Source organism: Flavobacterium riviphilum (genome assembly GCF_055231795.1).
Genome location: NZ_JBUYSY010000046.1, coordinates 1 through 663 on the forward strand (window position 1 = coordinate 1; position 663 = coordinate 663).

Sequence of the window (663 nt, forward strand, 5' to 3'; positions counted from 1 at the left end):
ATGGAGGTGCTATATTGGCTACACCATCTGTTCCCACGGTTGATTTAATTATTCAACCTACTTGTACAGTAGCAATTGGTAGTGTTGTGTTGAGTGGATTGCCATCAGGCAATTGGACAATCAATCCAGGAAATATTACTGGGAATTCATCATCTACAATTATTTCTGGATTGGTCTCAGGTATTTACAACTATACCGTAACTAATTCTGGTAATTGCACATCATTACCAACAGGTGATATAATGATCTTTAATGTAATTTGTGCGAAAAATGATACCATTGTAGGAGGGAATAGCACTAAAGGCTCACCAAATGCAGGCAATGTATTAGTGGGTAACCCAACTAATTCAGACACTTTAAACGGAAATGAAGTTACAATAGGATTAGTGAACTTAACTGTAACTACAACGGCTACACCAGTAACAGTTGGAGCTTCAATACCAAGTATTGATGTAAGCACAGGTCAAGTAGTCGTACCAGTGAACACACCAGCAGGTACTTATACAATAGAGTACTCAATTTGTGAAAAATTAAACCCAGCGAATTGCGATTCAGCTATTGTAACAGTAATTGTAAGCGCACCAGTGATTGACGCAGTAACTGAAACCACGCCAAGCATCAACGGATTACCAGGAGGAACCACAGCGACATTGGTGGCCAACG

The 663-nt window shown here is 39.7% G+C and carries 1 protein-coding gene; it reads left to right on the plus strand.

The features are described from left to right. The coding region (locus ACZIX2_RS14230) for a hypothetical protein (protein ID WP_463340758.1) at positions 1-663 on the plus strand (663 nt) is incomplete at both ends.